A 9,010-nucleotide genomic window follows, 5' to 3' on the forward strand; every position below is an offset into this window, starting at 1 on the left:
ATCGCGACGCGCGCCCAGTCGTAGACGCGTTCGCCGTGCGCGCCCGGCCCGCCCGACAGCCGCCTCCAGCGTTGTCGGGGCAGCGCGGCGATCAGGCTGCGCTTCGAAGGTCTGTCTTGATCTTGTTGTTCACAGATCCGGATGCTTCGTCGCCACGTGGTAATACCCCGAGTGGAACACCAAAGGGGTGCCGCCGTCGGCGTCGTACTGCTCGACCTCGCCGAGGAGGATGATGTGGTCGCCGGCGTCGAGGCGTTGGACGGTGCGGCATTGGAAGCGGGCGACCGCGCCGTCCAGGAGGGGGGTGCCGGCGATGCCGGGGGTGGTGAGGGTACCGCGGAATTTGTCGTCGGCCGCGGTGGCGAACTGGCGGGAGAGGTGGTGCTGGTCGGCGGCGAGCACGTGGACGGCGAAGTGTGAGGCGGCGGTGAAGTCTGGCAGGCTCGGGCTGTTTTTGCCGGGGCACCACAGGATGAGGGGCGGGTCCAAGGAGACGGAGGTGAAGGAGTTCGCGGTCATGCCGACGTTGCTGCCGTCGGGGGCCCGGGCCGTCACCACGGTCACGCCGGTGGCGTACTGGCCCAGGGCGCGGCGCAGTTCGCGGCCGTCGAAGCGGACGGCGTGCTGGGCGCGTTTCTCGGCGAGGAAGCGGTGTGCCTCGGCCTCGTCGAACCACCAGTGGTAGAGGGTGCGCGGGTCGTCGAATCCGGCGGCGAGAGCGCCTGCGACCGAGGGGATTTCGGCCCCCGCCGCCAGGAGGTCGCGGTGGTGGGGACTCAGGTCGGCCAGGAGGGAGTTGGTCCACCCGACGGCCCATTGAGCCCAGCCCCGCCAGAAGTTGTCGAAGGTGCGCTGCATCCACTGCGGGGTGAACTCGGCGGTGCCGTGGCGGAGGATGCTTTCGAGGTAGTGGGTCGCGGCCTGGGCCGCGTTGTTCGAACCCTGGCCGGTGATGGGGTCGTTGAGGACGACGGCGTCGGCCATGCCGAGGACGTGCCGACCGGAGGGCAGGCGGGCGACGGGATGCCGGACGGTCGGAGTGAGTCTGCCGCGCAGAACGCCGCCGCTGTCGGTCAGTTGCGCGTGCTGACAGCGGTCGTATTCGTCAGGGAAGAACCGGTGGAGGATTTCCAGTGAGCGGCTGAGGTGGCCTTCGGGCGTGCGGATGTCGTCCCAGCAGTCCATCGGGCCGCCGGGGACGCCTTCGAAGACCATGATGTCGCAGGGTCCGGTGGTGGTGAGGGCGGGGAAGGAGAAGTATTCGCCGACGCCGGGGACCATGCGGTAGTTGACGGCTGCCTCCCCTTCCCGCGGTGCCGTTCCCGTGACGTACGTCAGAGCCAGCGCACGGCGCGGCCGGTCGTACGGGGAGAGTTCGCAGTTGCGGGGGAAGAGTCGGCTCAGCTCGCCCTTGCCTGTGGAGACCACGACGAGATCGTGCGTACGGGCGTACCACTCGAGGTCGTTGACGCCCGCCTCGTGCAGCACGATCTCGCCGTGGTCGCCGGCCGCGAACTGCTCCATCCAGGCGGCACACTTGACCCGCTGGTCGACGGAGCGGGCGGGGCCTTCCAGCGGCGCGCGCCAGGAGACGTCCGCAGCGCCGTGCGGAGTGATGAGAGAGAAGGCGATGGCGGAGATGTGAGGGGCCCGGTCCTCCCAGTGGTGCAGGCCGAGTTCGCGCTCGCTGTGCAGCGCGGTGTCGAACATGCACTGGCTGGACATGACCGGACCGCGACGTATCTCGTCGGGGCCGCGGTCGGTGACCAGGGTGACGTCATAGCCGTGCCTCTGAAGTCCCAGGGCGAGTTGAGCCCCCGCCTGCCCGGCGCCGATCACCGCGATCCTTCTCATGCCCCTGCCATCCCGCTCTCGTTGCCTGCGTGTCACTGACGTGCCGCCCGGGGGAGTGTGCAATCTCCTCCTGACGCCCCTTGGCTCAGGCGCCGACCTCGGTCAGGTAGTTCTTCGCAGCGACCGGGTCCATGAACCAGTTAAAGAAGTCACGCGGGTCGTCGAAGCCGTTGACGAAGCGGGCAGCGATACGGGAGTTGGCGCTCGCCGCGCCGAAGAGCTCCAAGACGTGCTGCGGCGGGGCGCCGAGCATCGCGTTGGTCCAGGTCGTGGCGGACTGCGCGTTGTCCCAGAAGCGGCCGAAGGCCAGCTCCATGAACGCGGCGTCGTACGGGCGCTCGCCGTGGTCCAGGATGGTGGCGAGGTAGGAGGCCGCGCACTTCGAGGCGTTGTTGGAGCCCTGGCCGGTGATCGGGTCGTTGAGGACGACGACGTCGGCGAGGCCGAGCACCTGCGCGCCGGAGGGCAGCGTGGCGACGGGCTTGCGGACGGTCGGCGCGAAGCGGCCCGCGAGGGTGGCGTTGCAGTCGGTGAGCGCGACATCGGTGCAGCGCTCGGCCTCCCACGGTACGTACGTCCGCAGCAGCTGCTGGAACCTCGTCAGCAGCTGGTCGGGGGTGAGCCCGTCGAAGCAGTCGAGCGGGCCGCCCGGGATGCCCTCGAAGAACATGATGTCGCAGGGGCCGCTGGTGGTGAGGCTGGGCATGGTGAAGTACTCGCCCACACCCGGGATGACGTTGAAGCTGACGCCGGGGCGGTCGGGCAGCGGCGCCATGCCGGTGACGTACGCCAGGGCCAGCGCGCGCTGCGGAGCGTCGTACGGGCAACGCACGGCATCCCGCTGGAACAGTTGGGCGATCTCGCCCTTGCCGGCCGCGACGATCACCAGGTCGGACTCGGCGGCGTAGCGCTCCAGGTCCTCGATCCCGGCCTCGCGGATGTCCAGACGGCCGCCACGGCGCGCGAACTCACCCATCCAGAGCGGCATTTTGACGCGCTGGTCGACGGAGCGGGCGGTGGCCTCGAGACGGGCGCCGAAGGAGAGCGCCCGGCCGCCCTGGCCGTCGGCGATGTTCACGCCGAGCCCGGCGATCGGCGGGCAGGCCTCGCCCCAGAAGTCGAGGCCGAGGTTGCGCTCGTGAGCCAGCGCGGTGCCGAACATGGCCTGGCTGGACATGACCCGGCCCTCGCGGATCTGCTCTCCGGTGCGGTTGGACACGACGGTGACGTCGTAACCGCGCTCGACCAGACCGATACCGAGCTGAAGGCCGGCCTGGCCGGCTCCGACGATGGTGATCTTGCGCATGAGGGGGGACCTCCGAGGGACGGGTTGTACGGCTTTGAGCGGTCGTCGAGCAAGGCCGTTGCGCTGGTACAGCGTTCCGGCGACGTGGCGACGTGGCGGCGTCGACGAGTGGGGGGTTCGGATGTGTGGGGGTTCGGTTGTGTGGAATACGGCTGCCCGCCGGACGGGGGGCCGGCGGGCAGCCGCGGGAAGCCGGGTCACCCGTAGGACCGGGGGATGGGCCCCGGGCCACCCGGCCGGCGAAAGGAGGCGCGCCCCGACTCGGGGAGCCGGGCCAGCAGACGCAAGGGTGCCGCGACGTGCCGGCGGTAGGCCTCGGAGGCCCTCGCCGCGCCGATCGCGCGCAGCACGCGCAGCGCGCATGCGACGAGTTGTCCGCTGGGCGTGGCTTCGCTCCCGTGACGAACGCAGCCCGGCCCGGCACTCCCCTTCATCCTTGATTCCTTGATTTCTTCTTGGGTTCGAGGCGGCCGGGCATCAACCTTGGTATGGAAAGATCATCTTTGCTATCCGGATCACGCGGATCGCTGTCCCGATCGCGCATCTCGGCGGTGGAGGTTCGCATGCCCACTGAAGAGCTCCCCCTCGCACATCACCAGCGGTTCCACACAGCGGACATCTGGGAGGCCCGGGCCGAGGTCGGCCGCGCCTTCTGCCCGCATGAACTGCGCATCACGCAGCGCTCGGCAACGCTCGACGCCCGGCTCCACGGCGCACCCTTTGAGCAAACAGGTCTGTACTACCTCGATTACGGAACGGAAGTCCGGATCACGCCAGGCGACCTGGAGAGCTTCTTCCTGGTCCAGATCCCCCTCGCCGGCCACGCCGAAATCACCTGCGGCCGCGAGGAGATCATCTCCTCCCCCCAACGCGCCTCCGTCCCCTCTCCGACCGGAAAGCTGGACATGCGCTGGGGCGCCGGCAATCCGCAGCTGATCGTGTGGCTCGACCGATCGTCCCTGGAATCGCACCTGGGCAGTCTGCTCGGCCGCACCGTGCGCCGCCCGATCCTCTTCTCACTCGGTATGGACCTCACCACACCCAGCTCCCGCTCCTGGCTCAACATCGTCGACCTCATGCGCCGGGAAGCGGAAGGGCCTGACGGCATGACAAGCCAGCCCATCGTGACACGACAGCTTGAATCACTCCTCATGACACAGCTGTTGATGGCCCAGCCCAACAACTACACCCCGGCACTGCTCGGCGAGCAACCGCGCCTCGCACCCCCCGCGGTCCGCCGCGCCATGGAGGTCATCGAGGCCCACGCCGCCGAGCCGCTCACGGTCGCCGAAATCGCGGAATGCGTCGGCGTCGGTGTACGGGCCCTCCAGGAAGGCTTCCGCCGGCACCTCGACACGACACCGCTCGCATACCTGCGCAAGGTCCGCCTGGACCGCGTACGCAAGGAACTCCTGGCCTCCGACCCGGGTGCCACAACCGTCACCGCCGTCGCATCCCGCTGGGGCTTCTTGCACCCAGGCCGCTTCTCACTCGCCTACCGCCAACATTTCGAGGAGTCGCCCTCCAAGACGTTGCGGTCGTAGGGGACACTCGGTCGTACCTGAACCTGAATTCGTGATGTTCGGTCAGTCGTTCACTGCCACCCCGATGCCGGCAAGGCAGCCGTCGACCACGTCGGGCCGGTACCCGATCGGCGCGCCTGGGCCAACACTGTTGCTGGGGACGCTGCTCAGACAGAGGCCGCCTTGACCACAGCAGAATCAGCCCACAACGCGGTCGACGACTGCTGCCGCATCCTCCGTAAGGCCGCCCTCACCGGTCAGCCCTGTGCCGGACCACCCGACATCGACCAGGCCACACGGCTGGCAACACCCCAGCCCCATACCCGGACACAGCCGCGGACATGAGGGCGACCCACACCACCAACCCGCTTCCACCAGCGCCGATATGTGTACTTCGCTTGAGGAACCCACTCACCGTCAGCTGGTCTGGCGGATCGAGGCGCCGACGAGGATGCCGTCGGCGACGGTGTAGTTGCCGGCATATGTCTTGAGCGTGCCGTCGGTCTGGGTGGCGTACAGGACGGCGTGGACGCGGGAGGCTCCGAATTCGCTGATGGTGCCCAGGGTGATGCTTTGGGTGGTGCCGAACCCGGCCACCCACCGGTCGTAGGTCGTCCCGGCGATGTTCGAGCCGCCGAGTGCCCAAGCGGCGGCGTAGTCGTGATCGGTGATGTCCTGGTAGTACTGCGAGAGCACCGCCGAGGCGTTGGTCAGATGCGGGCGAGGAGCCGCCGGGGGCGCCGCCTTGGGCACGACGGCCGTCGTGGCCGGCGCTGCGGACGTCGGCGCAGGGCTGGCGGTCGGGGTCGTCGAGGTGGGCGACACCGAGGCCGGCACGGTGCGTGTCACGGTAACGGCCGGAGCTGCCCCGGAAGCCGATCTTGCGGAGCAAGCGGCGAGAGGCAGGACGGCGAGCACAACGACAGCCGAGACGATACGGCGCACGGGCCCCCATTGGCGGTGCGGAAGTTGCTGCGGACACCCTGGCATCTGCGCACGGAGCGGAAGCCGGTGTTGGCCAGAACGTGAAGAAGCCGGGACCCATCGGGAGGCCCGACAAGCCCGAGGAACCTCATGGGCGGGACGGCCACACGGTCTCTCGGTCACCGCGGCGCCTGGTTCCCCCACCACCGGCATCTGCGACGCCTGCAGCTGACGAAGACTGGGGCAGTATCCGAAGAGGGGTAACCGGGGAAAAGTCGCCACACCGGCTTCTGGGTAAGCCGTCCAGCCGAAGGCACACCTGGTCCCACCCGGCCTGGTCTGCCGGCCTGGTCCCTCTCGCGGCTGGGTGGCAGAGGGGACCGCCCTTCCCCGGCGATGACGCCCTCGAGCGGCTGATCGATCACATGGCCGACCGCCCCTACCGGCCGAGCCGCGGGCTGACATGCTAGAGCCATGCTCAAAGAACCCGCAGAGACCGTCGTCCGTGAGGATGGCACCGTAGAACTTCCTATGGGCCTCCTGGTGGAGGCCGGTCTCCACGTCGGATCGAAAATCCTCGCCTACAGCGACGGCGACGGCAGGATCGTCCTGCGCCGCGAGGCTGATGCCGTGGACGACCTGCTCAACGGCCGCCTTCTTTGACCGGGCGGGCGGCCGTGCGCGCGGCCGTGACGGCCGTCATGACGGTCTTCGCCGCCTCTTCGGGGGCGGTGTGCTCCCAGACGCGCACGACCGTCCAGCCCGCCTCCTCCAGCAGTTTCGTCGTCTCGGCGTCTCGCGTCCTGTTCCCGGCGATCTTCGCCGTCCAGAAGTCCCGGTTGCTCGCCGGCATGCTGCCGTGATCTGGGCACCCGTGCCAGAAGCAGCCGTCCACGAAGACCGCCACCTTGGCCGCCGTGAACACCACGTCCGCCGTCCGACGCAGAGACGGGACCGGTCGCGCGGACACCCGATAGCGCAGACCGGCTTGGTGGAGGATGGAGCGCAGCCGCTTCTCCGGCCCGGTGTCCTTGCCCTTGTTGGCCCGCATCGACGCACGAGTGGCGGCGGATCGGGCCCAGGACCCCTCCGGGAGCTCCGCGGACAGTAGTCCCGCCTCCCGGGCCAGACGCCAGCCCTCGCGTAGGTTCTCCGACCGCGTCGCGCGGTCCACCTCCCCCAGGCGTACGGACGCCGTCCGACCGCCCGTTCGCCACCGAAGCGTCGCGGACACCCGACCGGTGCGCATTGAGCGGTCGAGGACGACGCTCGCGCGGGCGGACCTGCCTTCGCCGGTGTCCACCAACCGCAGAGCCGCCCCACCCGCCGCTCGATCCTGCTCCCTCGAGATCTGCGCCCGATCGCGTCCCGGACGCGGCTTCCAGGAGCGATCCCGCGTCCCCCGAAGCTCGCTGCTGGACCCCATCTGCGGCGGCACCCCTTTCCCGTCGTCTGCGTGGGACGGCCGAGACCGCCCGACCGCCCTTCCGTGGGGCCACGGGCCGAAAGCCGCGGCCGCGCTCCCGGCGGGCCGGGCGACACCCGTCGGCCCCGTCCCCGCCGCCCATTCTCCCGCCCGAACGGGCCGCGGTCCGCCGCCCCTGGCCCCCGCCGCCCGAAGCCACGATGTGCAACGCGAGGGAGGTGGACACCGGGGTGAGCCGGTGCGGTGCTCGCGGCGATGGGTGTTCGCCGCTGCATCTGTGGGGGGAGGGACGAGGGGATGGGCCTCGAATCCTCGGCGGGTCGAGACAGAGATCAAATTCCTGCCGTTATGTGACGCTATGACTCGCTGCGGAAGCTCGTAGCCACGCCGAGTGACCGACTTGGCATGGACGGGGCGATGGCGTGGTGATGAGAGCTGGAAGCTCCCTTGGTGGCCCGTCTGCTGCGGGCTGTGATAATCCCTGTACTTTCGTGTTACATCTCTCCTGGTCGGGTCCTCTCCCGCATGGCCGGGACGGGAGGGGAGGGGATCCATGGACGAGTTCGACGCGCAGTACGAAGCCTTCAAGAACATGATCAGGACTCAGACGCCCGAGCAGGCTCTGAACACGATCAAGCTCTTCAGCCTGGATGCGGCCATCGCCCAGCGCATCGCCGAGCGGCACCAGCGGGACACCATCAGGGTTCGTGAGATGCGTCAGCCCGGCTCCGTCGTCCGCAATAACAGGGAGACATGGTACGTCGGTCCTCAGCAGGGCGACCGCTGCTGGCCCGCGCTGCGGGAGCTCTTGAGTAGGGGATCGTGGAGCGAAGCCGCCCTACAGTCCCTCGACGAGGCGTCCACCAAGGTCGTCTCGATGCTCGACCACCCCATGGAGCGCCGGTTTTCCACCCGCGGGCTCGTCGTCGGTTACGTTCAGTCCGGCAAGACCACCAACTTCACGGCCCTCATCGCCAAGGCCGCGGACGCCGGGTACAAGTTCTTCATCGTCCTCGCGGGCATTCACAACGGCTTGCGACGGCAGACGCAGCTGCGCCTGGAGAAGCAGTTGGTGAACCCCGTCCTGGACCAGTGGCACCCGCTCACGGGTGCGGACGGCGACTTCGAGGCGCCCCCCGGCAGTCCGGCCGCCTTCTTCACCCACAAGAGCGGCCAACACGTGCTGTGCGTCGTGAAGAAGAACGTGCCGCGGCTGAAGAAGTTGAAGGAGTGGCTGGAGAAGGCCACTCCGGACAATCTCAGAAACTGCCCCACTCTCATCATCGACGATGAGGCCGACCAGGCGAGCGTCGCCTCTAAGCGTACGAATCCCCTGATGCGCGAGATCATCGACCTGTTCCCGCGCGGGGGTTACGTCGGCTACACCGCGACCCCGTTCGCCAACCTTCTCATCGATCCCACGGCGGACGACCTGTATCCGCGGGACTTCATCGTCAACCTGCCCAAGCCCGAGGGCCACTTCGGGACCGAGGTCCTCTTCGGTCGGGAGCCGATCGACGGCGAGGACCCGCAGGACGCGCCGGACGGCTATGACATGATTCGCGTCATCCCTCCGTGGGAGGTGGACCTCGTCCGCCCCGGCCGCGACGAGTTGGACGACTTCCTCCCCGAGATCGAGGGATCCCTGCGGACCTCCGTGCTGTACTTCTGGCTCGCCACGGCGGCCCGTCGGGTCCGCGGACACGGGATCGCCCACTCCACCATGCTGATCCATACGAGCGTGAGCACGATCGTCCACGAGAGCTTCAAAGGGCCGCTCGAGGACTTCCGTAAGAGTGTCGCGGACCTCGTCGACACCGGCGACGAGGGCCTCCTGGAGGAGTTGCGGGCGTTGTGGGACGCCGAGACCGCGCGTGTACCCGGCTCCGAGCCCTCCCTGGGAGAGGAGAAGGTGGCCTTCGACGCCCTTCGGGGCGAGCTTGCCGGAGTCGTCGAGGACTGCCGTATCGTCCTGGA

General features: G+C 68.8%; 7 protein-coding genes. 3 read left to right on the forward strand and 4 right to left on the reverse strand.

Annotation, left to right across the window (positions count from 1 at the left end; translation table 11 throughout):
* Nucleotides 1-129: 129 nt before the first annotated feature.
* Both ACFYX0_RS45650 and ACFYX0_RS45655 read right to left on the reverse strand, forming a co-directional pair.
* Nucleotides 130-1,854 carry a styrene monooxygenase/indole monooxygenase family protein gene (locus tag ACFYX0_RS45650; protein WP_388981177.1) on the reverse strand — a complete coding sequence of 575 codons (1,725 nt, stop codon included), beginning with the start codon at nucleotides 1,852-1,854 and terminating at the stop codon, nucleotides 130-132.
* 85 nt (nucleotides 1,855-1,939) lie between these two features.
* Nucleotides 1,940-3,160: a styrene monooxygenase/indole monooxygenase family protein gene (locus ACFYX0_RS45655; protein ID WP_388981180.1), complete on the reverse strand. Its 1,221-nt coding sequence runs from the start codon at nucleotides 3,158-3,160 to the stop codon at nucleotides 1,940-1,942.
* A gap of 563 nt (nucleotides 3,161-3,723) precedes the next feature.
* Here ACFYX0_RS45655 and ACFYX0_RS45660 point away from each other — a divergent pair.
* Nucleotides 3,724-4,704: an AraC family transcriptional regulator gene (locus ACFYX0_RS45660; protein WP_388981182.1), complete on the forward strand. Its 981-nt coding sequence runs from the start codon at nucleotides 3,724-3,726 to the stop codon at nucleotides 4,702-4,704.
* A gap of 396 nt (nucleotides 4,705-5,100) precedes the next feature.
* Here the strand turns inward: ACFYX0_RS45660 and ACFYX0_RS45665 are convergent, their stop codons facing one another.
* Nucleotides 5,101-5,532: a hypothetical protein gene (locus ACFYX0_RS45665; protein ID WP_388981185.1), complete on the reverse strand. Its 432-nt coding sequence runs from the start codon at nucleotides 5,530-5,532 to the stop codon at nucleotides 5,101-5,103.
* Between the two features lie 549 nt (nucleotides 5,533-6,081).
* Between ACFYX0_RS45665 and ACFYX0_RS45670 the strand changes: the two genes are divergently transcribed.
* Nucleotides 6,082-6,270, forward strand: coding sequence for a hypothetical protein (locus ACFYX0_RS45670; RefSeq protein WP_388977742.1), 189 nt, complete (start codon nucleotides 6,082-6,084; stop codon nucleotides 6,268-6,270).
* On the opposite strand, the gene ACFYX0_RS45675 is transcribed toward ACFYX0_RS45670, so the two are convergent.
* Nucleotides 6,251-6,781, reverse strand: coding sequence for a very short patch repair endonuclease (locus ACFYX0_RS45675; RefSeq protein WP_388981188.1), 531 nt, complete (start codon nucleotides 6,779-6,781; stop codon nucleotides 6,251-6,253). The genes ACFYX0_RS45670 and ACFYX0_RS45675 overlap by 20 nt on opposite strands.
* 805 nt (nucleotides 6,782-7,586) lie before the next feature.
* Between ACFYX0_RS45675 and ACFYX0_RS45680 the strand changes: the two genes are divergently transcribed.
* On the forward strand, nucleotides 7,587-9,010 hold a 1,424-nt coding region (locus ACFYX0_RS45680; RefSeq protein ID WP_388981190.1), incomplete at its 3' end, for a Z1 domain-containing protein.

Origin of the sequence: Streptomyces sp. NPDC002573, from assembly GCF_042889625.1 — a bacterium.
In the GTDB taxonomy this organism is placed as follows: domain Bacteria; phylum Actinomycetota; class Actinomycetes; order Streptomycetales; family Streptomycetaceae; genus Streptomyces; species Streptomyces gibsoniae.